At 52.2% G+C, this 24,741-nt stretch carries 19 protein-coding genes; 5 read left to right on the top strand and 14 right to left on the bottom strand.

Annotated elements, in window-relative coordinates; all coding sequences use genetic code 11:
• Nucleotides 1-160: 160 nt before the first annotated feature.
• Nucleotides 161-1,339 (bottom strand): proline dehydrogenase family protein, encoded by a 1,179-nt coding sequence (locus DEV76_RS08025; protein ID WP_109696985.1) that lies wholly within the window; start codon nucleotides 1,337-1,339, stop codon nucleotides 161-163.
• Between the two features lie 204 nt (nucleotides 1,340-1,543).
• Here DEV76_RS08025 and DEV76_RS08030 point away from each other — a divergent pair, with 204 nt between their 5' ends.
• Entirely contained in the window at nucleotides 1,544-2,317 is a 774-nt protein-coding gene (locus DEV76_RS08030; protein ID WP_198651985.1) for a FecR family protein, read from the top strand.
• 108 nt (nucleotides 2,318-2,425) lie between these two features.
• Here the strand turns inward: DEV76_RS08030 and DEV76_RS08035 are convergent, their stop codons facing one another.
• The 3 genes from DEV76_RS08035 to recQ form a co-directional block, all read right to left on the bottom strand.
• Nucleotides 2,426-2,761, bottom strand: coding sequence for a hypothetical protein (locus tag DEV76_RS08035; protein ID WP_109696989.1), 336 nt, complete (start codon nucleotides 2,759-2,761; stop codon nucleotides 2,426-2,428).
• Between the two features lie 57 nt (nucleotides 2,762-2,818).
• Nucleotides 2,819-3,847, bottom strand: coding sequence for a sugar phosphate isomerase/epimerase family protein (locus DEV76_RS08040; protein WP_109696991.1), 1,029 nt, complete (start codon nucleotides 3,845-3,847; stop codon nucleotides 2,819-2,821).
• A 110-nt stretch (nucleotides 3,848-3,957) separates the two neighbouring features.
• Nucleotides 3,958-6,117, bottom strand: a complete 2,160-nt coding sequence (gene recQ / locus DEV76_RS08045; RefSeq protein ID WP_109696993.1) for a DNA helicase RecQ — start codon at nucleotides 6,115-6,117, stop codon at nucleotides 3,958-3,960.
• A 189-nt stretch (nucleotides 6,118-6,306) separates the two neighbouring features.
• Between recQ and DEV76_RS08050 the strand changes: the two genes are divergently transcribed.
• Together DEV76_RS08050 and DEV76_RS08055 are read left to right on the top strand one after the other, a co-directional pair.
• Nucleotides 6,307-6,690 (top strand): VOC family protein, encoded by a 384-nt coding sequence (locus DEV76_RS08050; RefSeq protein ID WP_109696995.1) that lies wholly within the window; start codon nucleotides 6,307-6,309, stop codon nucleotides 6,688-6,690.
• Between the two features lie 1,086 nt (nucleotides 6,691-7,776).
• A complete protein-coding gene (locus DEV76_RS08055) occupies nucleotides 7,777-8,469 on the top strand; it encodes an alpha/beta fold hydrolase (RefSeq protein WP_109696997.1) in 693 nt (230 codons plus the stop codon).
• Nucleotides 8,470-8,524: 55 nt separating this feature from the next.
• Here the strand turns inward: DEV76_RS08055 and DEV76_RS08060 are convergent, their stop codons facing one another.
• The 4 genes from DEV76_RS08060 to DEV76_RS08075 form a co-directional block, all read right to left on the bottom strand.
• A complete protein-coding gene (locus DEV76_RS08060) occupies nucleotides 8,525-9,001 on the bottom strand; it encodes a DUF4920 domain-containing protein (protein WP_109696999.1) in 477 nt (158 codons plus the stop codon).
• A gap of 166 nt (nucleotides 9,002-9,167) precedes the next feature.
• Complete coding sequence (locus tag DEV76_RS08065; RefSeq protein WP_232826919.1) at nucleotides 9,168-9,869, bottom strand: LytR/AlgR family response regulator transcription factor; 702 nt, start codon at nucleotides 9,867-9,869, stop codon at nucleotides 9,168-9,170.
• A 17-nt stretch (nucleotides 9,870-9,886) separates the two neighbouring features.
• A complete protein-coding gene (locus tag DEV76_RS08070) occupies nucleotides 9,887-11,089 on the bottom strand; it encodes a DUF4407 domain-containing protein (protein WP_109697001.1) in 1,203 nt (400 codons plus the stop codon).
• The gene (locus tag DEV76_RS08075) at nucleotides 11,086-12,606 is read right to left on the bottom strand and encodes a sensor histidine kinase (RefSeq protein WP_198651986.1); all 1,521 of its coding nucleotides are present in this window, start codon (nucleotides 12,604-12,606) and stop codon (nucleotides 11,086-11,088) included. The genes DEV76_RS08070 and DEV76_RS08075 overlap by 4 nt, the downstream gene beginning before the upstream one ends.
• A 109-nt stretch (nucleotides 12,607-12,715) precedes the next feature.
• On the opposite strand from DEV76_RS08075, the gene DEV76_RS08080 reads away from it, so the two are divergent.
• Complete coding sequence (locus DEV76_RS08080) at nucleotides 12,716-13,594, top strand: carbon-nitrogen hydrolase (RefSeq protein WP_109697003.1); 879 nt, start codon at nucleotides 12,716-12,718, stop codon at nucleotides 13,592-13,594.
• Nucleotides 13,591-14,637, top strand: a complete 1,047-nt coding sequence (locus DEV76_RS08085) for an agmatine deiminase family protein (protein ID WP_109697005.1) — start codon at nucleotides 13,591-13,593, stop codon at nucleotides 14,635-14,637. The genes DEV76_RS08080 and DEV76_RS08085 overlap by 4 nt, the downstream gene beginning before the upstream one ends.
• Before the next feature lie 92 nt (nucleotides 14,638-14,729).
• Here DEV76_RS08085 and DEV76_RS08090 read toward each other — a convergent pair whose 3' ends face one another.
• The 6 genes from DEV76_RS08090 to DEV76_RS08115 form a co-directional block, all read right to left on the bottom strand.
• Nucleotides 14,730-15,854 carry a glycoside hydrolase family protein gene (locus DEV76_RS08090; protein ID WP_157962777.1) on the bottom strand — a complete coding sequence of 375 codons (1,125 nt, stop codon included), beginning with the start codon at nucleotides 15,852-15,854 and terminating at the stop codon, nucleotides 14,730-14,732.
• Between the two features lie 18 nt (nucleotides 15,855-15,872).
• Nucleotides 15,873-17,309, bottom strand: coding sequence for a RagB/SusD family nutrient uptake outer membrane protein (locus tag DEV76_RS08095; protein WP_157962778.1), 1,437 nt, complete (start codon nucleotides 17,307-17,309; stop codon nucleotides 15,873-15,875).
• Nucleotides 17,310-17,336: 27 nt separating this feature from the next.
• The gene (locus DEV76_RS08100; RefSeq protein ID WP_109697012.1) at nucleotides 17,337-20,474 is read right to left on the bottom strand and encodes a SusC/RagA family TonB-linked outer membrane protein; all 3,138 of its coding nucleotides are present in this window, start codon (nucleotides 20,472-20,474) and stop codon (nucleotides 17,337-17,339) included.
• Nucleotides 20,475-20,701: 227 nt separating this feature from the next.
• Nucleotides 20,702-22,198 carry a M81 family metallopeptidase gene (locus DEV76_RS08105; RefSeq protein WP_198651987.1) on the bottom strand — a complete coding sequence of 499 codons (1,497 nt, stop codon included), beginning with the start codon at nucleotides 22,196-22,198 and terminating at the stop codon, nucleotides 20,702-20,704.
• A gap of 10 nt (nucleotides 22,199-22,208) precedes the next feature.
• Nucleotides 22,209-23,492 carry an aspartate aminotransferase family protein gene (locus DEV76_RS08110; protein WP_157962780.1) on the bottom strand — a complete coding sequence of 428 codons (1,284 nt, stop codon included), beginning with the start codon at nucleotides 23,490-23,492 and terminating at the stop codon, nucleotides 22,209-22,211.
• A gap of 13 nt (nucleotides 23,493-23,505) precedes the next feature.
• Nucleotides 23,506-24,732: a mandelate racemase/muconate lactonizing enzyme family protein gene (locus DEV76_RS08115; RefSeq protein WP_109697018.1), complete on the bottom strand. Its 1,227-nt coding sequence runs from the start codon at nucleotides 24,730-24,732 to the stop codon at nucleotides 23,506-23,508.
• Nucleotides 24,733-24,741: the final 9 nt, after the last annotated feature.

The raw sequence follows: 24,741 nt of genomic DNA on the forward strand, positions 1-24,741 counted from the left end.
CGTAGCAAAAGAAATAAGTATGGTTTCCGTTCAACTCCGCCATTAAACCGGCGGATTAGTATGTGTAAGACGTACTATATCCCGGAAATGTTACAGCAGTGAACAGAATAAAAAAAGCCGCTCCCGGGAAGGAAGCGGCCGTTATTTTACGACAGGACTGTTATAAACCCCTGCGTTTCATCTCTTTACGGATCAACCCCAGTTCCCTGCCCATCTGGCCGGCAATAGAGGTATTCTCCTGTGCCCGGCGGATGAGGTAGGGCATCACTTCTTTTACCGGGCCATACGGCAGGTATTTGGACACACGGTAGCCCGCATGCGCCAGGTTGAAGGTGATGTTATCGCTCATGCCATACAGCTGCGAGAAGCTGACACGGGGGTGGTTATGCGGGATCTTCTTCTCATCCATCAGGCGGGCAGCCAGCATACAGCTGTCTTCGTTATGCGTTCCAATGAATACGGCCAGGGAATCCAGGCGGTCGAGGCAGAAGCGGAGGGCATCGTCATAATCCTCATCGGCCGATGTTTTATTGGGCTGAATGGGGGAAGTATACTCGAGTTCTTCCGCACGCTTGCGCTCTTTTTCCATGTAAGCACCGCGAACCAGCTTGGCGCCGAGGTGGTAGCCGTTAGCCTGCGCTTCTTCCCAGGATCTTTTGAGATACTCGAGCCGGTCGTGCCGGTAAAGCTGGAAGGTATTGTAAACGAATACGTTGTCTTTGTTGAAAAGGGACATCATTTCGTCGGTAAGGTCATCTACCGGCTGCTGCACCCAGGATTCTTCGGCATCTACCAGTACGCTTATTTTAGCTTTGGCAGCGGCAGCGCAGATGGTGCGGATGCGTTCGCGCACGCGGTCGAACTCTGCCTGTTCTTCGGCACTCAGCTCTTCCTGTGCATGGATCTTTTCCAGCAGGGAGAAGCGGGCGAAGCCTGTAACCTTAATGGGCAGGAAAGGGATGTATGGTTTACCGGCGGCATATTGGATGGCCCGGAGGAATTCAGGAACGGCGCGATCGTAATTTTCTTCGCCTTCGAGGGCTTCCACACCATAGTCGAGCGCTACACCTACGCCGTAACGGCCGAGGGCTTCAGCTGCCTGAACGGCTTCCTCGAGAGATTCGCCTCCGCAGAAGTGGTTGAAGATGGTGCTTTTGATGAGGCCTTTCACCGGCAGGTGGAGCTTAAATGCCAGCGGTGTGGCGAAGGCGCCAAACTTAACCAGCCAGGGCTTGCCGATGTTGCTGAATAAAAAATTGGCTCTCTTCAGTTCTTTGTCGGTCATATGCTCAAATGCAATGGCCGTATTCTCAAATGATAATGGTAGTTTTTGTTCCATGGCCCGCAAAGTTAAGGGGATCGGTACGTTGTAAAAAAAACTGTTTTTTCTTATGATCGTTTTCTGACATACAACGTTCAGGATAGCAGGAGGTTGAGCCAATTTTTTATTATATTGTAGCCGGGACAACGTACACCAAATCTTTTATTCCCAACCATGAGTGCACGAATCACGCAAATCAGACGGCCAAGACTTCCACTGTATATGAAAAAAAGGCGTAGCTGGCAGCCCGTTGCCCTCGCGCTGATACTCGTTATGCTCATTGCAGGCGGGGTCTTGTATTACCTCGCAGGCCGTCATCAGCGCAGTTCCGCCATGTTACAGCCCGGTACCCGCTATACCATGTACCAGAGCCGGTATGGGGAACGCAAAGCCGTTCGCCTGCCCGACAGTACCCTCGTGATCCTCAACTCCCGCTCCCGCCTCTATATGCCCGAAGGCTACCCTGCCACCCGTGAACTCATCCTGGACGGGGAAGCATTCTTTTCCGTTCCGCAGGGGCCGCAATTAACGGTATGGACTGACAAACTGAAGACCGTTACACCCGGCGCCACCTTCCGCCTGCACAGCCTCGAATCGCAACAGGGCGCATTTGTTTATGTGCTCAGCGGTGCTGCCCACGTCCGTAAATCGTACCACTCCCCTTCCGATAACCAGCCCGAAGATCTCATTGCCGGACAAAGCGTACTGGCCAATAAAATGATCGATCTGATGGAAAAAGAGACGTTTGAACTGGAAGAACAGCGCGATTGTCTGAATAACCGGCTGGTGTTCAACAATACGCCGCTGCCTGCAGCGTTTAAGAAGATGGAAGACTGGTATGGCGTGGAAATGGAAGTGAAAGGCCGCCGCGGGCCGTCTAAAAACATCAGCGGCGAGTTCAGCAAGGAAAGCCTCCATGAAATGCTCGACGCCCTGCAGGATAGCATGGGCTTTACATACCGCATTACCCGCGACAAAGTCGTGATTAAGTTCTAAACCCCTCCATATCCTCTGAGAAAAGGTCCCCGCAACGGGGAAAGGAAAAGGGTGACGGAAAAGCAATCAGCTTTCACGTCACCCTTTGATATTTTGTGGCCCTGAATGTTACCATTCCCGCTCTTCCACCGGCAGATTGCGGATGAAACTATCGAATGCATCGCCTTCGTAATCGCTGTAAGCACCGTAGGCGTCAATGATATATCCCGCAATACCGTCTTCATTCTCCAGCAGGTAGAGTACTGCCGCATCAGAAGGATTGGAATCCCCTTCAAAACGGTACGTCCGGATGATCTTCATCCCTGCGGGATTATAAATCCTGCCGGAGTCTGTATCCTCCAGCTGCCCGTTTTTCAGAAAGTGCAATTCATGATCGCAGCCTCTTTCTTTCAGTACTTCCATCACTTCAGACAGTGTCGTCATTTCTCCTGGTTTTGTTTCCATATGGCCGTGTTTTAATTCCGTTATTTAATGAAAACAATAGGCAGGGCCAATTGTTTATCAGCTCAGCTCCATGCCTACGCGCTTCAGCAGTTCGAGCGTTTTGCGCACGCCTACTTCTTCCGCGTCTTTCAATCCTTCGTATTCGATGCCGATATAACCTTTGTATCCTGCATCTTTTACAATTTGCAGCATTTTACGGTAATCTGTTTCGGTTTCGTTGCCATTGGCATCAAAATCATGGGTTTTGGCACTAACGCCTTTCGCGAAAGGCATCAATTCCAGTACGCCTTTATAGCGGTCGTATTCCTCGGTGCAGGTGGTGGCAGCCCAGGCTTCGGGGGTATTATCTTTCGGTTCGGTGCGGGTAATGCAGAAGTTACCAAAGTCGGGCAGGGTACCGCAACCGGGTTTACCTACGCCCTTCATCACATCGCTCAGCCAGATGCCGTTGGAGGAGAAGCCGCCGTGGTTTTCCACGATTACATTGATATTGAAATCTTTCCCGAAATCAGTAAGGCGGCCAAGGCCGTCGATCGCTGCTTTCTTCACTTCTTCCGCCTTGCCATGGCCTGCCGCGTTCACACGGATGGAGTGGCAACCCAGGAACTGGGCGGCTTCTACCCACTTATAATGGTTCTCTACTGCCTGTGTACGCTTCTTGGGGTCCAGATCGCCCAGTTCACCTTCGCCGTCGCACATGATGAGTACACTGGTAACGCCGTTATCGTCCGCACGCTTCTTCATGTCTGCGAGGTAAGTCTTATCCTTCGCTTTGTCTTTGAAAAACTGGTTTACATATTCTACCCCGGTAATGCCGTAATCCTTTTTCGCTTTCTCGGCGAAATCGAGGTTAGTCATTTTACCGGACCAGATGGCGTTGTGGAAAGACCATTCTGCCAGTGAGATTTTAAAGAAGAGTTCTTTCGCCGCACCGGCAGTTCCGGTACTATCGGCTTTCGAAGAGTCTGCGTTGCCGGACTGTCCTGCATTGTTGCAGGCAGAGAGGAATGCCGGGCCGAGGGTTACGCCGGCCGTAAACATACCGATCTGGCGTAAGAAGTTTCTGCGATTCGTGGATGATGACATTTGTAAAGATTTGAATGTAATGAAACAGTAAAGACTACACGTGTAACAAACGTAAACGTGGAAGCATCAAACAATTTAAGGAAAAAACGATAAAAAAAAGACTTGGATCATCAGGCCTGTTCCTGCAGCCAGAAATAGTAGTTCTGTACAGCCCGTATCTCTCCGTACCCCACCTCGTTGCCCAGCTGTTCCCTGATACCGGTGAGGCCCTGCCCTCCCGCGGCTTCAATGGCTTTCATGATCCAGGAAAGGCGGCCGCTGTCGGGCACCATTTCCCGGATATCCAGTTCCCCTTTCCGCACAAAATCGGCCAGGTGGCTTTCGATGGTGGATATGGCCAGTCCCCTCCGTGCAGCGATTTCTTCAATGGCCAAACCCTCAGAAAAGAACTGGAGGGTGGCACGCTGGCTGCCGCCGGCATCTGATTTCGCTTTACGGGGTTTAGCCTTTTCTGCTTTATGGTGCATCTGGCTCTGGAGGCCGTGGCGCCGGCAATACGACTGCATGGCTTCGAGGAATGCTGATCCGTATTTGGCCAGCTTCACTTCCCCGAACCCGGAGATGCGTCCCATATCGCTCATTTGTTGGGGCAGGAAGGTGCAAAGCTCTGCCAGCGTGGCATCGGAGAATATAATGTAGGGTGGTACGCGTTCTTTTTCGGCAAAGTTCCGCCGGAGCTGCTTCAGCTCTGCCAGCAGCAAAGGCTGCGGGATATCTTCTCCCTTACGGCCCGGCGTGGTGTTCATCGTGGCACTGGCGGGTGCGGGAGCGGTAAGCTGTACAGGCACTTCGCCTTTCAGTACGCTCCAGCTGGTATCAGTGAGCCGCAGTAAGGGGTACTCCCCGTTCGACTGCCCCAGGTAGCCCAGCTGCATCAGCTCACGGGCATATTGTTTCCATTGCTCTTTACTGATATCTTTCCCGATGCCGTAGGTTTTTAATTCCTGGTGGGCATCCCGCACAGTGGCGCTGCCCCGCAGGAAGTCTACCACATAATTCAGCCCGAAGCGCTCCTGCAGGCGGTATACCGCGCTGAGCAGTTTCTGTGCGGCTACGGTACCATCGGCCTTCTCGTACTGGCCGAGGCATATATCACAGTTGCCGCAGTTATCCGGAGCATCTTCCCCGAAATAGCGCAGCAGGTACTGGCGGCGGCAGGTAATGGTTTCGCAGAGCCCTGCCATCTGCTCCAGCTTACGGAGCATAACGGCCGACTGCTCTTCGTTGCCATCCACACTGGCGAAGCGTTTCATTTTAAACACATCGCCCCCGCTATAAAAGAGTACGGCTTCACTGGGCAGGCCATCGCGCCCGGCACGGCCTGTTTCCTGGTAATAACCTTCAATGTTCTTGGGAAGATCCACATGCACCACAAAGCGCACGTTGCTTTTATTGATACCCATGCCGAAGGCGATAGTGGCTACCATGATACGGATATCATCGCGCAGGAAGCGGTCCTGCCGGTCTTCGCGTAACTGCCTTTCCAGACCTGCGTGGTATGCAGCGGCAGCGAAGCCTTCTGCATGAAGGTCTTCCGCCAGCGATTCGGTGCCTGAGCGGGAAAGACAGTAAATGATCCCGCTATCGTCCGGATGCTGGCGCAGGTATTCTACCAGTTGCTGGTAGTGGTCGCGTTTAGGGCGTATGCTGTAGTGGATATTGGGCCGGTTGAAAGAATTTTCGAACACGGCGGGATTGTGCAGGCGGAGCTTTTCGAGGATATCCTGTTTGGTGATGCCATCTGCCGTAGCGGTGAGGGCTATCACGGGTACGCCGGGGAATTTATCCTTCAGCTGCCCCAGTGCCAGGTATTCCTGCCTGAAATCGTGGCCCCAATGGCTGATACAGTGCGCTTCATCGATCGCAAAGAGCGAAACGTTGAGTCCTGAGAGCCATTGGATGAAATTCGCTTCACCGATGAGGCGTTCCGGCGCCAGGTACAGCAGTTTAATCTGCCCCATCTGCAACATTTGCATAATGGATTGCTGTTCCGCCATCGGCTGTGTGGAATTGAGGCAGGCGGCGGAAATACCGTTTGCCCGGAGGGCATCCACCTGGTCTTTCATGAGAGCGATGAGCGGAGAAACCACTACGGTAAGGCCTCCCAGCGCCAGAGCGGGCAGCTGGTAGCAGATGGATTTACCACCGCCTGTAGGCATTAATACCATCGCATCTCCCCCATTCAGCACATGCTCGATAATAGCCTGCTGATTATGACGGAATTGCGTATAACCGAAATGTTGTTTAAGAAGCGATAACAAAATCTGCATACCCGGAACGAAAATTTAGCTTCCGGGCAAATATAGGATAAAAGGATGTGCATAAATTTAACATGAACAACTACAGGCAGTAAGAATATTTAATTAAATTTATAACGAGAGTCACTCTGCTTCGAAACTAAATCGAACAAACAACACTGGTACAACTGTCACACACATCACACCCAAACAACTGAATTTATGGAACTGCTGGCACCCATTCCTACACTGGCTACACCATCGCTCCAGGAAACCGTTGATTTTTACGTTTCCGTATTGGACTTCACCTGTAACACGCTCGACGAGCAATGGAAATTTGCATCTATCCAGAAAGACAAGGTAACCATGCAACTGGTACACCCACAGGCAAAATTCCCTTTTGGCAGCTCAACACCTTTTGAAGAACCTGTATTTACCGGTGCTATTTACATTCATATGGATGGCATTGATGAATTATGGGAGAAGGTGAAAGACCGTGCAGAGGTATGCTTCCCTGTCCAGAATTTCGAATACGGCATGCGCGAATTCGGGATTTACGACAACAACGGTTATCTGCTCCAGTTCGGCGAGCAGATCAGCGCTTAATACTTCAATGATGATCTGTGCATGAAAGGCCCGATGTCTTTCACGGGCTAACTGCGCCCTGCATATAACGGATACAGCGCGGGTAAGTAATTGCCTTCGCAAAGTACCCCGCAACTTTACCGCATTGCATAAACACCCCCTCCGGGGTGTTTTTTGCTATTAGCGGGTTTGTCTGAATAAGGCAGCCCGGCTGCCATGGGCAGGTATGCTTTTGCTATCACACAGGGATGCTTTGGAAGAACTATATGCCTGCTGACGGGATAATCCGTCGTCTACCCGGATTTAAACCGGGGATAACCCGTAGATAAGCCGCCCTTATATAGGGGCGGCTTATGAGCGGCTTAAGGGCGGGATATAGGCGGCTTAAGGGCGGCTTATCTTATCTTAAACCCAGCCTTTGGATACCATATGCATAGGAGTTAAAGGGAAGGAAAATAGGAACCCGGACAGGGAACGCCTCAAATGGGCACAAGGAATCCCGGCAGGACTCTGACAGGTTTGCATAATAGCCGGCAGAAATAGCATCGCAGATTTGCATACCGTAAGCCAATTTCAGGGTTCCCTGACAAGGAGGTGTAAACCAGTTGCAGATAATTCCCGGAATTAAGATTACAGGAGGATGCAGGCTGTTTAAGAGAGGGTTATGCAAAATACTGATACTCCCCGCAGACAAGGGTTCCACATGAATGAGCAGGGTGCAGCAATACAGCAGTAAGGTTGGTTAGCATGAAAAACCAGATCAGGGCTGGTATGATGGAAATGGCAGGGAGATGGAAGGCTGATGAGGTGTTCGGGGAAGGAGTGTGATCGTAACGCAAACGATGCATATAAGGGCATAGACAGCAGCAGGACAAAGCAGATTGTAAGCGATAAAAAAACCGCAGCGTATAAGCTGCGGCTATTATCCATGTAGCTCACATTCCTTCTGCTCCTGTAGGGTTTTCGAGGACAATGCGTTTATGGAAAATAGTTTTATGGTAAGCGGGCGATAATCAATGTGTTGAAGACAGCAGATTCAGATTTACATAAATATAGTTAAATTCGCTGATTCCATAGATACTTTTTAAAAAAAGCCCCGCTTCCTTTATGAAACCTGCCCTCCTACTTTTACATGGCGCACTTGGCGCTGCTCAACATTTCGACAGTATTGCAACCGTGCTGGAAGACCAGTATGAAATTCACCGCTTCAACCTGCGCGGCCATGGAGGCACGCCGCTGCCCGATGCCCCGCTGCGCATGGAAATACTTACCGAACAACTGATCCAATATATCCGGGATAACAATTTAGGCTCAGCAGCCATATTCGGTTACAGCATGGGTGGCTACATCGCCATGCAGGCTGCCATCCAGGCGCCGGAAACCGTCTCGCGCATACTCACCCTCGGTACTAAGTTCGACTGGACCCCGGAGACCGCCGCCAAAGAAGCACGCCAGCTCAATGCCGGCTTCCTCCGTGAAAAAGCCCCTGCTTTCGTGAACCAGCTGGCAGAACTCCATGGCTCAGAAGCCTGGGAACCACTATTACCCGCCACCGTTGGCCTCATGGAAGCCCTTGGCATGCAACCCCTCCTTACCCCTGAAACGGTAGCCGATATCAATATTCCGGTACGCCTCATGGTGGGCGACCGCGATCATATGGTTAGCATCGAGGAAACACTGGGCATCTTCCGAAGCCTCCCCAACGGCTCCATGGTAGTACTACCGGAAACGAAGCACCCTATCGAGAAGGTCAATAAAGCTGTCCTCATCTGGGAGATCCGTTCGTTTATGACCCTGTAAACCATAAAAAAAGCGCCCCGGCTGGGAGCGCTTCCAATATTCTTCGGGAAGAGGGTTATTTCACAACCACCACCCCGTCTGCCACAATCACAATATCTTTCTTGGGTTTGGTGATCTTTTCGATCTCAGCTTTGCTTTTACCGGCATCTTCCGCGAAATGGCGCAGCCTTTCAACGGAGGTTTCGGTTACTTTGGCATTACCTTCTACCACAACGGTTTTACCTACAATGTTTTGCGGCATAAAGTACCCGTAGTCGGTGAACTTCACCATTACCGCTTCGCCGTTGGTGCGCTCCAGTTTCATGAAGCAGCCCTTCTTCTTACATACTTCCACCACTTTACCTTCGATTTTGCCGGCATATGCTGTGTCTGTACCCAGCTGCTGCTCCAGCGCACCGAGTTGTACAGCTCCCTGAGCATCAATCGTTTTACCATAAGTAACGCCGGGGGCGGCGGGTGTAATATTGGATTGGGCCATTGCCCCGCCTGCAGACAGTATTGCTGCGGCAAAAAGGAAAAGGATCTTTCTCATAAGTTCAGATTAACGTTGGATCCCAAATATACGCCGCATTTTTCCCCTAACATCATTCGGATTTTTTTTAATTGATGACATGTTATAATATATCTTTGTAGTGTAGGAAACTCCTACCGGATACACCATCTGAACACGGGCGTTGCCACGGCGGCGCCCGTACCTTTTACCCTTCCCCGCTGATCTTACTCACCGCTTCTGCAAAAGCTGCCCCTACCGGTATCTCGGCTGTACCGATGTAAACACTGCTGCGGTCTATCCTGTCAACCTGCGTATTCGCCACAATATACGAGCGGTGAACGCGGGTGAATTGTCCTGCAGGGAGTAATGCCAGGGCTTCCTGCATGGAGAGGCGGCTGAGCACTTTACGGTCGGCCGTTACGAATTGCACATAGTTGCCTGCACTTTCCACATACAGTATTTCCGTAAAATTGATCTTAAACTGTTCGTACCCGCTTTTGATGAAGATGTAATCCTGCACGGGAGGGCCTTGTGGCTTGTCAGCCTTCAGGGTGAGCAGGCTGTGTGCTTTGTTGCATGCCTTCAGGAACCGGGCAAGCGAAAATGGTTTAAGCAGGTAGTCGATCGCATCCAGCTCAAAGCTCTGCACCGCATGTTCTGAATATGCAGTGGTGAAGATTGTCATGGGCGGCTCATGCAGGCCCGAGAGGAAATCCAGCCCGGAGATGTCGGGCATTTTGATATCGAGGAAAAGAAGGTCTATTTTTTCACGGCGCAGGTAGTCCATTGCCTCGAAGGCATTGGTGAACGTGCGCTTCAGTTCCATAAACGGCACCTTCTCCGCATGTGCGGAAATAACGGACAGCGCTACTGGTTCATCATCGATCGCTATGGCGGTCATCTTCATGGTCACAATGTACGATTTCAGGCTTTATGAAGTAAAAGGAGTCTCCTTGCGGATGCCCATAATTTGCGGAAGCTGCTGCCATCCGCCTGTTCCCATTCCTCCACCAGTTTGGCAGATTCTCTCCGCCGCGCTCCGGCCGTCATACTAAAGAGGTGATCCATCACTTCCTTATCTGCCGCACCGGCCCCTTCATGATAATGCGCCTGCAACTGGCGCTGCTGCGCTATGGAAAGCTCCGATTCGTTTACACTGGCAGCCGTAATAGCAGCAAGACGTGCATCGTATTCCCCTTTGGGCATCATGAGCTTCGTGAGCAATGGCATAATCTCAATGAGCGTGATGATGAACACGATGAGGCGGTAACGCTGCTTCAGCGGCGGGCGCTCTTCGGTAAGGGTACTCAGTGCTTCCGTTTGTGCAAGGAAGCCGTCGGTAAGCGTGGCGCGGTAAGCGGCCTCACTTACACTGTCTGCTGCATGGATCACGGCCAGCTCCTGCAAAGGTACTTCGCGGAGAGGGCCTGTTTCCGACTGCAGTTTGCGCAGCTCTTCTTCTGCCTTCAGGTATTCGTTCCGTTTTACTTTTGCTACAGTATACTCTCCTATTTTCCCGGAGCCGCCGGTACCGTCGGTTTCACGGATATAAGCGTCTTTGTATTCTTTCACCTGCTTTTCCCGGTCGGCTATTGCTTTATCGTACCCTGCCAGCTGGTTGCGCAGGTGGGTAGTGCGATCGCTGTTAAAGGCCAACTGCTGCTTCCGGAATTCTTCCATCTTCCGCTGCTGGTCCACCACCATCTGGGCCTGTATATCTTTCTGAAAAAGCATCAGCACCACGGGTTGGGAAATGAATAGTCCGATAGTGACTGCCAATACAAGGCGGAAGGCTACCGGAAGGAATTGCGGTTTGCCGTTCCGTTGCATGGCGGCTATGAGACTACGGTCTATACACAAAATGGCGAAGCCGAAAAAGAGGGCCAGTCCTCCGATGAGGAGATCATCTTTTACCACGGTGGAAAAGAAGTACCCCCACGCCAGTGTGGCAAACAGGGCGGTAACGAGTACTGCCAGGCCTATGATGCGGTATCTTTCCCTGTCGGATTTACATTCGGCCAATACTTCAGGATCTGCCGCGGCGAGCCACCACAGGAAGCGGCTCCATCCATCGGGAGGCGTTGGTTGTGAAGGCTGCGTGTTGGTTGGTTGCGTGGTTCCGTTCATGCTGTTGCTGCTGCTTTTTGGGTAGTAATAGTAAGGTGTACGAAGAATTCGGTATTGGTCTGGCGGATAGACAGTTCGTGCCTGCCCGGGTAAAGGTGCTGCAGCCTGTGGCGCACGTTGTTCAGGCCAATACCCAGACTGTTCTTTTCCGGATCATTATCCGGCCTCGGGTGTACGCTGTTATATGCATCGAAGTAGATGTGTTCCGCATCGCAGGAAAGCGATACCACGATCCAGGAGCGGTTACGGAGACTGATACCATGCTTGAAAGCGTTTTCCACGAAGGGGATCAGCAGCATGGGAGCGATGGTGTGTTCATAGCCGGACTCCGTAATATTTACTTCGATCTTGATATCCGGTGATTCCTGTGTACGGAGGCGTTGCAGGGCGATGTAGTTTTGCAGATAGGCTACCTCTTTGCTGAGATGTATCTTTTCTTCCACATTCTCGTGGAGCATAAAGCGCATCATATCCCCCAGCCGCTGAATGCCTTCACTGGTACGGGCGGCCCGCTCCTGGAGGGCGGTGCCGTAGAGGGTATTAAGGGCGTTGAAAAGGAAATGAGGGTTGATCTGGGAGCGCAGAAAGTCCAGATTGGCGGAAGAACGACCGAGCGCCTTCTCCAGCACCAACACCTCATTTTTCTGACGGAGGCGTAAGCGGGTGATGCCCCATGCCAGTGGTATTACGATTATGATTTCCCACATCAGGATAAATACATAGACAGACGCCATGTAGCGGATGTTCGTGGAAATGTCGCACATAAAGCAGGCAGCCACGAAGGTGATAGTGATGATCACCAATGCGTTGGGCGCCAGTTGCAACCACGTACGTTCTTTCCGGAGCAGCGGTTCAAAGAAATAGCGGCTCAGTAGGTAGTAGGCTATCAGGTAGGCACCACCGGCCCAGATGAAAAACTGTACGCGTGCAGGCCGCCTGTCCAGTATAAAGAAAGCGACACATGCCAGCCAGAAGATGATCAGTACGATCATATCTGCCCGCGGCTTAATGCGGAAATAGCGGGTAAACCGGGGATCGTCCATTAATTCCGGCAATATGTTCTTAACCAGCGTATATACGGCAAACCCTAGCAGCCATACAAACATGATAACCGCCGCCCGCCCGGCACACCAGATATGGAAGGCGCTAACGGTGGGGAAATTGGTCTTATACCCATACCACCAGGTTTCCCCGACCATCACCATGAGGAAGCAACTGGCTACCACCAGTGCCCCTGACCACAGGCCTTTGGATATCCGGCCATGTTCCAGGAACTGAGGGGCCACCCAGAAGTTAAGGGACATAAATCCGCCGTATATGGCAGTTACAAACAGCAGTTGGGGCCAAACGGTATGGAGGATAAAATCATAAGTGATTTCAGTACGGCGGAAGCGGTATGCCTGATCACTATATATAGCTTCCTGATCGAAGGTAAGGACCGGGAAAAGGATAATCAGCCATGCGAACAGGTAAAAACCCGTGGCTACCCATATTTCCCCTTTCTGGAATCTTTTCATGCAGGATTTCTTTGATGCAATATTAACAATCCCGGCTCACCCATAGGGGGAAAAGGGATGAAAAGAGCCGAATATGGGACGAAGCTTCCTTTTTTATAACTTTGCGCCCATGTCTAAAGTAAAAGTCGGTTACGTACAGATGAGCTGCTCCGCCTCTAAAGCGGAAAACCTCGCCAAAGCCATTGAGAAGGTGCGCGAGACTGCAGCCAAAGGAGCGCAGATCATCTGCCTCCAGGAGTTGTTCACCTCGCTGTATTTCTGCGATGTGGAAGATTATGAGAACTTTAAGCTGGCGGAGCCTATCCCCGGCCCCTCCACGGAGTCGCTCGCGGATGTGGCCAAAGAGCTGGGTGTGGTGATCATCGCCTCCCTCTTTGAAAAGCGTACGGAAGGGTTGTACCACAACACCACTGCCGTGCTGGATGCCGATGGCAAATACCTCGGCAAATACCGCAAAATGCACATCCCTGATGATCCGGCGTATTATGAGAAGTTCTACTTCACGCCCGGAGACCTCGGCTATAAAGTGTTCAAAACCAAATTCGCCACTATCGGCGTTCTCATCTGCTGGGACCAGTGGTACCCCGAAGCAGCGCGTATCACTTCCCTCATGGGCGCACAGATCCTCTTCTACCCCACCGCCATCGGCTGGGCCACGAACCAGGACGATGCCACCAATACCGAACAGTACAATGCCTGGCAAACCATCCAGCGCAGTCATGCCGTGGCTAACGGGGTACACGTGGTAAGCGTGAACCGTACGGGTTTCGAGCAGGACGGACTCATGAAATTCTGGGGCGGCTCCTTTGTAGCCAATCCTTTCGGCACCGTGCTGCATCAGAGCTCCCATACCGATGAAGAAAACGCAGTACTGGAACTGGACCTTTCCAAAACCGACCGCTACCGTACCCACTGGCCTTTCCTGCGCGACCGCAGAATTGATTCCTACCAACCGATCACTAAAAGATACATCGACGACGAACAATGATACAACCTACGCCGCGCGAACTGGGTTATTACTTCCCTGCAGAATTTCACCAGCATGTAGCCACCTGGCTCAGCTGGCCGCATAAAGAAGCCTCCTGGCCCGGGAAGATCAATACCATCTTCCCCCATTACAGCCGCTTCGTTAAATACCTGGCCGACAGTGAGCTGGTGCGCATCAACGTGGCCGATGAAGCCATGAAAGCATTTGCCACCGGCCACCTGCAAACTGCCGGTGTGAATATGGGTAACGTGGAGTTTTTCCTCCACCCTACCAACGATGCCTGGTGCCGCGATCATGGTCCGGCTTTCCTCATCAACCCCAATGCGGAGAAGAAGAAGGCGGTGGTAGACTGGAACTATAACGCCTGGGGCGGTAAATATCCTCCCTTCGATCAGGATGATATCATCCCCACCCGCATCGCCCGCCACTTTGATCTGCCCCTCTTTGAGCCGGGCATTATCATGGAAGGCGGATCGGTAGAGTTTAACGGGAAAGGCACCATCCTCACCAGCACCTGCTGCCTGCTCAATGAAAACCGCAACCCGCACCTCAACCGCGAACAGGTGGAAAAATACCTGTGCGACTACTATGGTGCAGAGCAGGTACTCTGGGTAGATGAAGGCATTGTAGGCGATGATACCGACGGGCATATCGACGATACCATCCGTTTCGTGAATGAAGACACCGTGCTTACCGTTGTTGAAACCGACAAGCAGGATGAGAACTACCAAATACTGCAGCAGAACCTGCACCAGCTCAAAGCCATGCGCCTCCTGAACGGCAAACAGCTCAATATCATAGAGCTGCCCATGCCCGCAGCGGTGATCTGTGAAGATCAGCGCCTGCCTGCTTCGTACGCTAACTTCTGTATCAGCAATAAATACGTGATCGTTCCCACTTTCCAGTGCGATAAAGACGATACCGCGCTCGATATCATCTCCGGCTGCTTCCCCGGCCGCGAAGTGGTAGGCGTGGATTCTACCGATATTATCTGGGGCCTTGGCAGCTTCCACTGCCTCAGCCAGCAGGAACCTGCGGTGTAAGCAGGTTCATCTCCCAAAAAGTAAAGGCCGTTCCCGCGATAGGAGAACGGCCTTTTTGACACACGTTATAATCATGGATTTTTGGGGTAACATTATAGCTTCTGCGCCTCTATCCGAACCCCTTCTACCGGTTGCCGCCCAAATTCCACCAGCTGGGAAATACCGCCGTAACTGGTGATATTGGTGAAAGTGGCATCCTTCAGCGTCCCCACGACTTTCACCGCGGTTTTCGCTCTGGTATGTACGTTATCGACCTTGATGTTATAGGTTTCTCCCAGAACGTTCATCCGGGAAGACCAATAGTGCTCCTCCCCGATCCGGATACCCGTGGCCGGCCTGATGTCTTCTTCGGTAGAAGTATCAAAGATCCCGGACACCGTTATGTTGTACATTTTGATACCGTCCTGGTTCAGCAGGCGCACAAGGGCATGCCCGCCAATGCATTTAGCCTGCACATTGCGGATGATGATGTTGTAGATATCATCGTTATTACGCGGGAGGCGGCCTCCCACCTGCATACTGGTGCGGGCAGTATCGTTCGGCGTGGCCAGTCCGGTAAGGGCAATCACATCATCGCCGGTAACGCCGGTAATGTTTTCGATCACGATATCGTGGCAGCCTTTGCGTACATCCACACCATCCTGGTTCGGGAATTTATTGGTGTTGGCGAAGTTGATATTGGCCACCCTGCCATATGCGCAACCATGCTCCATGGAAATGGCCCACGCCTGCGTTTCTTCCATGGTAAAACCTTCGATAGTAAAGTGCTGCGTGTCGTACAAGAGGATACCGATGGTGCGGTAACCACTCTTATCGCCCGGCGGATTGAAGTGTGCTTCCAGTCCACCGCTCAGGACAGCATTCCCTTTACCCGTGATCCGTACGTTCCTGTTGGCAGACAGGGGTTGTGTGCGGGCACCTGCGTTGGTGATAATATTATCCGCCGTACCGGGAGACAGGCGAACGAGGCAGTCGTTCAACACCAAAGTAAAATCAGAGGGTACCAGTATGGCACGGTCGATGAGCCATTCGGCGGCTTTGCGTTGCTGGTTCCAGCGTGGAATCTCGATGGCGTTAACTCCTGTGCGCAATGCTTCCCGGATGGCCGCTTCGATGCGCTCACTGTCTGTCCCTTTCCTGAAATCGTTCGGCGTGATGGGATCCGCCATGGCGGCAGCGGACCACATCAGGCACATCATCAATACAAATAACCTCATATCTTTTGCTTGCATATGTTATTGATCGTAACCCGTGTTCTGCGTAAGTTTCGGGTTCAGGCTTCTTTCCCTGAACGGTATGGGAAACAGCACGTTCCGGTCTTTGATCTCATAGTTTTCTACAAGATACCCAACTCCTTTGTATTGTTCCTTGTACGCCCGCATTACTTCCAGCATTGTGCCGGTGCGCAACAGATCGAGCCAGCGGTGGCCTTCGAAGCAAAGCTCTACCCGGCGTTCGTGCTGAATTACCTTACGCAGATCAACTTGTCCGTTATCGGGGGCATCTTCCAGATTAGCGCGCTTGCGCACTTCGTTGAGAGGCTTGATAGCCTCCCCGGTAGCACCGGTTTCATTGAGGGCTTCGGCGTACATGAGCAGCACATCGGCATACCGCAGTACGGGCCAGTTGTTTTTCCCTTCATTGTTGGCGATCGGGCGATCCAGGAACTTCCGGGTATACAGGGCGCCGGTAGTAGCATACCGTTCAATGGCTACCGGGCGGCGGATATCGTCTGCTTCAAAGGCAGCATACAGGTCTTCCGTTCCCTGGTTGGAGCCTGTGGGAAAAGCACCGGTAGTTATTTCCGTACCAGAGCCGAAGGGCGCAAAACGGATACAGAAACTGCTGCCCTCCCCGTTTCCGTTACCAAGATATTGAACGGAATAGAGGATCTCCCGGTTATTGCGGTTCAATACACTGAATACCTGCCCGTAATCATCCAGCAAGCCGTAAATCCCTGCATCTTTCACGGCTTTCAGCACAGGCACAGCTTTACCGAACTGTTTGGTCACAAGGTAAAGTTTACCCAGCAGTGCCTGCGCCGCACCTTTGGGTACGCGGCCCACGTTTGCACCGGTGTAAGTGGGTGGCAAACCTTCTGCGGCGGCTATCAGGTCTGTTTCCAGCTGCGCGTATATTTTAGTCACCGGTTCACGGAGGTAGCTGTAGGCTTCCGCTTCTGTTTTCACCTCTTTCAGGATAAGAGGTACATCACCGAAGAACTGTGCGAGGTGCAGGTACATTAGGGAACGAACGAACAGCGCCTCGCCTTTGTACTGCTTCTTCAGGTTATCGGCCATCGGCACCGCATCAATCTTGTCGAGAATGATGTTGGCACGGCTGATAACGGAATAGGAATTCAGCCAGAGCGCCTGGAAATAGGTATTGTTGTTCAACCATGTTTGCTGATCCACATCCGAATATGCCAGGTTGCCATTATTAGCTTCCGTATTGTCTGACGGTACTTCCGCCACTATAAAGTAGTTGTTGTAATATCCGCGTAAACTGGCGTACATGCCGTTTACGGCGGCTGTCATATCCGATTCGCGGTTGAAGTAATTGTCCCTGTTTACCACTGTGGGCGAGTTCAGGTCTGTAAAATCTTTGCAGCTTTGTGTGAGGCCAAGCATCAGAGCGGCCATACCCAGCAGTTTATATGTATGCGATTTCATCTGCGCTTCTTTTAAGTTCGTGATCAATTAAAACCCGATGTTGATACCCACCATCATACTTTTCGCCAGCGGATAGCTGCCCTGGTCTGCACCCGGCTGATATACCGAAGCTCCGTACTGGCTGGGTTCGGGATTGAAGCCCGGGTACTTGGTGAAAGTGAAGAGGTTCTGTGCTGTGAGGTACAGGCGGGCCGATTGCAGGGTGAACCGTTTAGCCAAAGCATCCGGCAGGTTGTAACCCAGCGTCACATTACGCAGGCGCAGGAAAGAGCCGCTGTGTACTGCATATGAGCTTAATTGTCCTGCTGTACTGAAACCGGCACGGGGGCCAACGCGGGCGTACTTCACATCCCTGTCGGGCTGGTCGGGACGGTAGTAGTTGTTGGCCATTTCTTTCACTGCATTGAACTTACCGATCCACAGCTGGGAGTGGCGGGCGGCACCGTTGATGATGCCATTGCCGAGTGTACCCTGGAACAGAACGCTCAGATCGAAGTTTTTGTAAGAGAAGTTATTGGTGATACCATAAACATAGTCAGGGAATCCATTGCCGAGCAGGGTACGGTCGCCTTCGTTGATCACTCCGTCTCCATTCACGTCACGGATCTTGTAATCGCCTACACCGGAGCCGGGCCATTTGGCGATCTTCGCCAGCTCGTCTGCATTTTTAATTACGCCGTCGATAATGAAACCATAGAAATTACCCAGGGGCTTTCCTACTTCTACCCGGTACGCATTGGGCCAGCCGCCGATGCCGTCGAAGGCATTGAGTGACTTTCTGCCACCGAGGCTCATTACTTCGGAACGGTTATAGGCGATATTGAAGTTCGTATTCCAGGTGAAGGCACCTTTCATATTCCGGGTATTCAGTTCAATTTCGTAACCACGGTTGCGAAGCTTGCCGATATTGGTCTGGAAAGAAGAAGCATAACCGATCACACCCGGCAGATCTTTGGAAAAGAGCATGCCATCGGTTTCCTTGTTATACACATCCACCGTCAGGTAAATACGCTCATTGAGGAAAGCCGCTTCCAGTCCTATACCTAGCTGTTTATTCTTCTCCCAGGTCAGTTCCTTATTCATGTATCCGGTCTGGTATACCCCCGGCACACGCTGATCGCCCAGGCTGTAGTTGGTATAATCGATGCCGCTCATCCAGGTGAAGTCGCCGATATTGGCATTACCCGTTTCACCATAGCTGGCTCTCAGCTTCAGTTCATCGAACAGCTGCTGCCCTTTCATGAAGTCTTCTTCCGTAATACGCCAGGCGGCGGAATAAGACTGGAATACACCATAACGGTTCTCAGGGCCGAAGCGCGACGAAGCATCTGTACGAATGGAGGCGGAAAGGAGATATTTATTCTTGTAATCGTAGTTTATGCGAGCGGCGTAAGAAAGGAAGCTGTTCAGCTCATAACTCAGCGTACCGATCTGTTCGGTAGCGGCAGCGGGGTTATGCACCTGGTCGTTTACGAAGGTACCTGCTTTACCACGCGTGGTGGTACTGTTACCGCTGTAACGCTGCATGGAATAGAGCAGCATACCGCCGAAAGTATGGCCGCCCTGCAGGGTTTTGCTGTAGTTCAGCGTATTCTCCCAGAGCCAGCCGTTAACCCGGTTATTGGCCACCTGGCTTGCGATGCCCGTCAGCAATGGGTTAGACAGGTTGGCGAAGGCCGCGCTGCCATATGCCAGTGTAGAGGGCGTATATTCAGTATACGTTGTAGCACCGGCAGTTACACCTCCCTGCGATCTGAGCTGCAGTCCTTTCAGCGGCTCCCATTGCAGGAAAGCGTTGCTGAGCAATCCGGAATATTGCTGCTTGTTCTCATACAGTTCCAGTACCGCCAGCGGGTTATGAATACCCGGCTCGCTGAAGCCGTACTGTGTGAAAGGCAACACGTTGTTCTGACCATAATCACCGTTAGGCAGGCGTACAGGCACAACAGGCGGCATCAGCATGGCGGCATATACCGGCATATAGGATGCGGGACCGCTCATACCCGGGGCCGGCTTTACATTGCGCGTGGTAAACGAAGGTGCGAAGCTGGCGCCTACTTTTAATTTGCTGCTCAGATCGGCATCTATATTCGCATTCACTGTACCCATTTTATAGTCGGTACCGATCATGATGCCTTTCTGGTTGGTATAGTTACCGGATATGGAGAAGCGGACTTTTTCATTACCGCCGCGGGCACTCACCTGTATGTCTGACATAGGAGCCGTACGGAAGATCACATCCTGCCAGTCTGTATCAGCCAGCTGATCGGGTGTATTGAATACATCCGGGTATTGTTTGTTTTGTGCTGTTGTGGCGTCTTTAGCGTATTGAAGGTATTCGCTTTTGTTCATCATTTTCATGGTGCGGGAAACGCGCTGCATGCCGGTATAAGCATTGACGTTGAAGGAGGTTTTCCCTGCTTTGCCCCGTTTAGTGGTTACGATCACCACACCGTTGGCGGCACGGGAGCCGTATATGGCTGCAGAGGCTGCATCTTTCAACACTTCTATAGATGCGATGTCAGCCACATTGATCCGCTGAAACTGTGCAGCGTTAGGCAAAGGATAACCATCCACCACATACAGCGGATCGTTTGAAGCACCCATGGATCCTATACCGCGGATGCGGATGGTGGGTGCATCACCCGGCATGCTGCCACCTGCAGATTGCACCTGTACGCCTGCTGCAAGGCCGGCCAGTGCATCTCCGGGGTTGGTTACGGGCTGCCTGCTTAGGTCTGCACCGGATACTTTGGCGATGGCAGTGGTAAGTTTGCGTTTGGAACTGGTGCCATATCCTACTACCACTACTTCATCGAGATCGGAGTGGCTGGATTCCAGTGCTACAACGGGCACGCCATTGTCGCCCACTACCACGCTCTGCTCCTTGAACCCTACGATGCGGAAAATAAGCACGTCGCCTTTGGATGCTTCGATCTGGAAGCGGCCATCTGCATTAGTAGCGGTACCGCGTTGCGTGCCTTTAACAAACACGGTAACCCCTTCCAGCGGCTGGCCGGAAGCATCCGTTACCCTTCCTGCTACAGGTACACGCGCTACTGTGTGGCTTATGGCAGCCGCCGTGTTGGATAAAGGTACCGGTGCAGCGGTAGCACCGGCCGTTCCCAGAGACAATACAATCATTAAAACTGCTGATACATTCATAGTGTATGCTTCTAATAAGTCAAAAAAAACTCATGCCGTTCAAAATAAAACAGCTTAACGTGGTGAATAATGTTTCAAGAAATTGGTTGAATTGGCTCACCCCCGGCCTTTTCAAAAATAATTCGTATTCCTTTTTTAATTGGACACGTTGTTATCAAAGTACGACAGCATATTTGCATCGCAGCGGGTAATTCCCAGTACGGAATGTAAATGACAGGCACAAAACATCAGGCCTGTACATCCGGTGCAATCCTTTTATGCCCGATATGCCGGTAGGGCAGCCTGAGCAGATTGCTGGTGCAAAGGCCGGGACTATCGATATAAAACGCTGCAGCGGCAACCGGGTCATATGCCTGCTTGTGCGATACGGCAGCTTTTACGATGATATATTGTGCCGCTTCCGGTGTAATACCCTGCGAACGTAACTGCCCCAGATCCATCGGCGGTGTTTTATGTGTGGTGAGCAGTATAACTGCCTGTTCATTCTTCACGACTGCACAGGGGCCCATATTCACATAAGCGCCGGTGATAGAAGCAAGATGGGAGTTTACATTCTCCAGTTTAAACCGCCCGTCCGTCAGGTTCTTCACCTTACCGCTGAACGCAACGGGTTGCCCGTGAAAAGAATCTGTCTTAGCCCCAATTACTAATGAGACCGATGCGCTCATCCCGGCCTGTATGCATGCCTGTACAGCCAAAGGATCATTTAATATGGCAACAATGCCTTTTTTGCCTGAAGCGAGCAGCGGAGCCAGTATGCCTGTACCGTCGCCCGGGGTTCCGCCACCAATGTTGTCGGATGCTTCTATCAGCAGCACCGGCGTCTGCCGTCCGGTTAGTGCCAGCACTTCTTCCAATACATGTTCTTCCGGGTAAGCATGATACAGATGTTTTTCCAGTTCCTGTTCCAGCGCCCCGAGCCATGCTTCGGCCTCTGCTGCGGAGCCACGGGTGCAGCAGGTGAAACTAAATCCACAGTCTGCAATATCCGCATAGGCGAAGCCTCCCAGTACGTTGATGCAAAGAATTTCCGGATGCGCCTCTTCGATGGCAGCGGCCTTTGCCAGCACGGCGCGCATAGGGTCAGCAGCAGTACCCTGGCCTGCAGGCGGAATGATGTATGGAGTACTGCGGAAAACATGCTGCACGCCATCAGGACGTTCCAGCAGTTTATGTAACAATGCTGCGGCCTCTATAGCGGCAGCGCGGGCATCGGTATGCGGGTTTTTACGATATGCGTACAGGCAGGTACTGTTGTCAATCATCTTTTGTGAAGCATTGGCATGGAGGTCCAATACCGCTACTACAGGAATATTCCTGCCCCGCAGCGCGAGGAATTCCTGCAGCAACTCCAGCAACAGGCCTTCCACATCCGCCGTACCTTCGCATACCATGGCGCCATGCAGCACCAGATAGATGGCATCCACAGATGCGATATGCACTTCGAGTGCGGCAAAGAAATGCTGCCGGAAGTAATCGAACACTGCATCTTCCACCATACCCGAGGGCATCGCCGCCATTTGCACGCCGGGAATTACCTGCCAGTTTCTCTCCCGTGCGTACCAGAGGAACCCGTCCATCGGGGAACCGTTACCTACATTATGCGTGATGATATCATTACCGTGGAAAAGCGCCAGGTCGTGGAAAGCCTGCATACCGGTTCGTTCGTGCAGGAAGGTATGCGTTTCATGAAAAAGTCCGGATACAAAAATAGTGGGTTGCATATGCATCGGTTCAGGATTGAGCCAGTCTGGCAAAAGTGTGATCTATAGCCAGCCGGGTGGCGGCCAGTTCTGCAGCGCCATGCGTAACGCCGATATACCAACGCCCGTCCGGCAAGAGGTGAATACCCTCTTCGAGCATGAACGCCCGGAACCTGGCGAACAGGGCAGTATCGGCTCTGAGCGTATCTTCATAATTCAGGGGCGCCTCCTGCATGCCAAAGTGCATGCTGAACACACTGCCCGCTCCGGAAGTAACCATTGCAATGCCGGATCCGGAAGCCGCTTTCTCAAGATGGGCCCGTAACGCATGACCATATGCGTTAAGTTCCCCATAACAATTTGTGGAGGAAAGCACTCCTATTGTTGCCAGTGCAGCGGCGAGGTTAATGGAGGCGCCGTTGTATGTACCGGCATGGATGGTTTTGCCCTCCCTGATCACATCGAATATATCCTTACGGCCACCCAGTGCCGCCATTGTAAAGCCGCCGGCAATAGCCTTGGCATATACAGACAGGTCGGGCTGCTGCCCGAAGTACTCCCTTGCCCCACCCAGTGCCAGTCTGAATCCGGTGATCACTTCATCAAATACAGATACCACACCGTACTCACGGCAACAGTCTATAATACCCTGCAGGAAGCCCTCCCGCGGCATGCAGCAGCCGGAGTTAGCGAGTAACGGTTCTGTGATGACGCAGGCGATTTCATGGCCCCGTGCTGCCAGCAATGACTGTACAGCTGCCAGATCGTTCCAGGGAAGTACCAGCGTATCTTCAAATTCAGGTGCCGGCTGCCCGCCGCAACCCGGTGTTGGCGTACCCAGTTGCCCTGCCTGTGGTTTGTAGCTGACCAAAACATTGTTCAGCCAGCCATGATAATGCCCTTCGAACTTCACGATCTTTCGTTTGCCGGTATAGGTTCGTGCAATGCGGATGGCAGATTGCACCGCCTCGCTTCCGGTGTTGCTGAAGGCTACCTGCTCCACCCCTGGCAGTATCTCTACAAGGCGCTTCGCCAGAGTTACTTCCAGCGGGTGCTGCGCACCTAACGTATAGCTTTTCTGCAACTGCTCCATAACCGCCTGATTTATGACAGGATGGTTGCTGCCGGCGATGAGCGGCCCCCAGGCGAGAGTGTAATCGATGTACCGGTTGCCGTCCACATCAAAATAATACGGCCCGTCTGCCCGTTCAAAAAACAGCAGCGGCTTCACGTTCCTGCGCATAGAGCTGGAAACGCCGCAGGGAATGATCCTGCATGCTTCCGCATATAATTGTTCAGAATGAATATGTGTCATGTATGCTTTCATTTTATGATGGCCATACGGATGCCCTGTAGGTGGGGTCTGTTTCGCTGAACAGTTCCGGCAGCCAGGCTGCACCTATCCCCGGCCTTAGCGGTGCAGCGATGCCACCCTTCATTACTTCAATATCGGTATCGATCAGTTTTTTATAGGCCACCCGGAGATGCGCACGTACACTTTCCTGGTACACTACGTTATGATTGGCGATACCAACATGCACACCAGCAAGCAGTGTAAGCGGACCGGTACAGTCGTGCATCGTTACCGGGATATTATAGGGGATCGCCATTTCGGTGATCCGGCGTGTTTCGGAAATACCTCCTGCCCAGGTGGGGTCTATCATGATATAATCTGCCCCTCCGGTTTCCAGTACCTGCCGGTAATCGTCCCGCACAGTGAGCATTTCGCTGACGGCAATGGGTACGCCGGCTTCGTCGCGGAAGCGTTTGAGGGTATCCATATTATCGGTGCGCAACACATCTTCCATCCAAAGCGGTTTGATGTCTCTCATCACTTCGGCAATGCGCATGGCGGCAGGCCATTGGAAAAATCCGTGGCCATCCAGCATGATCTCAATATCATATCCTACTTTTTCCCTTACCCTGAATAGCGGGTCCAATGCGGCGCGCAGCTCTTTCCAGCCCAGATGCAATGTACCGCCGGGGCGGTGCGCCAGGGGATCGAGTGCCCACATTTTCATGGCGGTATATCCCTCTTTCACCAGTTCTGCCGCATATTCCGCCGGACGGTATACACTGGCCCAGTTATCTTCAAGCGGCCCATTAAAACCAGCGCTGCCATGCCCCGGCCAGAAGAGTTGCTGCGACAGGCGCTCACCTCCTGCAGAAGCCGGCATGCCGTAACTGGTACCGCCGGCACTGTTGTATGCAGGGAGTATGCTTTGCGTGCAGCCGCCCAGCAATTGCCATACAGGTTGCTGGCAGCTTTGTGCGAGAATATCCCAGAGTGCGAGATCCAGTGCTGAAATGGCTCGCATTTCCGCACCACGGCCACCAAAATTCATGAAGCGCTGATAAAAAAAACGCCAGTGCTTTTCGATATCAAGCGCATTGGCACCGAGAAGCTTTTCGGACATCCAGTCGTGCAGCAGCGCCGCCACTGCAGCGGGAGCGTAATACGTTTCTCCGTGACCGATAATTCCTGCATCGGTATGTACACGAAGCATCAGCAGATGCGAAACATGTACGGTTTCTATCTTCGTGATTCTGATCATTGCTATTGT

Origin of the sequence: Chitinophaga deserti (assembly GCF_003149455.1) — a bacterium.
GTDB classification, from domain to species: domain Bacteria; phylum Bacteroidota; class Bacteroidia; order Chitinophagales; family Chitinophagaceae; genus Chitinophaga; species Chitinophaga deserti.

Coding starts and splice junctions, on each gene's coding strand:
- DEV76_RS08085 (WP_109697005.1), top strand. CDS start 13,591: ATGATACAACCTACGCCGCGCGAACTGGGTTATTACTTCCCTGCAGAA.
- DEV76_RS08080 (WP_109697003.1), top strand. CDS start 12,716: ATGTCTAAAGTAAAAGTCGGTTACGTACAGATGAGCTGCTCCGCCTCT.
- DEV76_RS08105 (WP_198651987.1), bottom strand. CDS start 22,198: ATGCAACCCACTATTTTTGTATCCGGACTTTTTCATGAAACGCATACC.
- DEV76_RS08055 (WP_109696997.1), top strand. CDS start 7,777: ATGAAACCTGCCCTCCTACTTTTACATGGCGCACTTGGCGCTGCTCAA.
- DEV76_RS08110 (WP_157962780.1), bottom strand. CDS start 23,492: ATGACACATATTCATTCTGAACAATTATATGCGGAAGCATGCAGGATC.
- DEV76_RS08030 (WP_198651985.1), top strand. CDS start 1,544: ATGAAAAAAAGGCGTAGCTGGCAGCCCGTTGCCCTCGCGCTGATACTC.
- DEV76_RS08090 (WP_157962777.1), bottom strand. CDS start 15,854: ATGAGGTTATTTGTATTGATGATGTGCCTGATGTGGTCCGCTGCCGCC.
- DEV76_RS08060 (WP_109696999.1), bottom strand. CDS start 9,001: ATGAGAAAGATCCTTTTCCTTTTTGCCGCAGCAATACTGTCTGCAGGC.
- DEV76_RS08040 (WP_109696991.1), bottom strand. CDS start 3,847: ATGTCATCATCCACGAATCGCAGAAACTTCTTACGCCAGATCGGTATG.
- DEV76_RS08115 (WP_109697018.1), bottom strand. CDS start 24,732: ATGATCAGAATCACGAAGATAGAAACCGTACATGTTTCGCATCTGCTG.
- recQ (WP_109696993.1), bottom strand. CDS start 6,117: ATGCAGATTTTGTTATCGCTTCTTAAACAACATTTCGGTTATACGCAA.
- DEV76_RS08100 (WP_109697012.1), bottom strand. CDS start 20,474: ATGAATGTATCAGCAGTTTTAATGATTGTATTGTCTCTGGGAACGGCC.
- DEV76_RS08095 (WP_157962778.1), bottom strand. CDS start 17,309: ATGAAATCGCATACATATAAACTGCTGGGTATGGCCGCTCTGATGCTT.
- DEV76_RS08035 (WP_109696989.1), bottom strand. CDS start 2,761: ATGGAAACAAAACCAGGAGAAATGACGACACTGTCTGAAGTGATGGAA.
- DEV76_RS08065 (WP_232826919.1), bottom strand. CDS start 9,869: ATGAAGATGACCGCCATAGCGATCGATGATGAACCAGTAGCGCTGTCC.
- DEV76_RS08070 (WP_109697001.1), bottom strand. CDS start 11,089: ATGAACGGAACCACGCAACCAACCAACACGCAGCCTTCACAACCAACG.
- DEV76_RS08075 (WP_198651986.1), bottom strand. CDS start 12,606: ATGAAAAGATTCCAGAAAGGGGAAATATGGGTAGCCACGGGTTTTTAC.
- DEV76_RS08025 (WP_109696985.1), bottom strand. CDS start 1,339: ATGGAACAAAAACTACCATTATCATTTGAGAATACGGCCATTGCATTT.
- DEV76_RS08050 (WP_109696995.1), top strand. CDS start 6,307: ATGGAACTGCTGGCACCCATTCCTACACTGGCTACACCATCGCTCCAG.